This window comes from Sinomonas sp., from assembly GCF_036848755.1.
In the GTDB taxonomy this organism is placed as follows: Bacteria; Actinomycetota; Actinomycetes; order Actinomycetales; family Micrococcaceae; genus Sinomonas.
On record NZ_DAIUJO010000092.1, the window covers coordinates 14,218 to 14,663 of the forward strand.

At 73.5% G+C, this 446-nt stretch carries 1 protein-coding gene; it reads left to right on the forward strand.

Features of this window, described 5'->3' with window-relative positions; translation table 11 throughout:
* Positions 1-109 precede the first annotated feature (109 nt).
* On the forward strand, positions 110-446 hold a 337-nt coding region (locus V7053_RS14015), incomplete at its 3' end, for an excisionase family DNA-binding protein (protein ID WP_334172889.1).

Below are 446 nucleotides of genomic sequence, written 5' to 3' on the forward strand. Positions count from 1 at the left end.
GTGCCCACCCCGCAGAGGTGACGGCGCAACGAGAGCGGGGCGGAGAGCGGGGCGGAGAGTGCGCAGGAGAGCGGGGCGGCCCGCCGACGGCTTGGCTACGCTAAGTCGCATGAGCCGCTTCGCCCCGCGCACCGCTCCGGCCCTGGAGTCCCACGACGCCGCCGCCTTGGCCCGGGCGCTCGACGCCGACGACGTCACCGTCTTCGCCGACGGCACGGCCTACCGTCTGCCGGAGGCGGCGCGGGCAGCCGTTCTGGACCTCCTCGCCCGCTTGGCTCGGGGCGAGTCTGTGACCGTCAGCAGCGCGGAGGACGTCCTCACCGTCGCCCAGGCTGCGGAACTGGCGGGGATCAGCCACAGCTATGTCCGAAAGCTCACCGATCTCGGCGTGTGGCCGGTCGAGTACCGGGGGACGCATCGCCGCATCCGGCGCGACGACGTGCTGG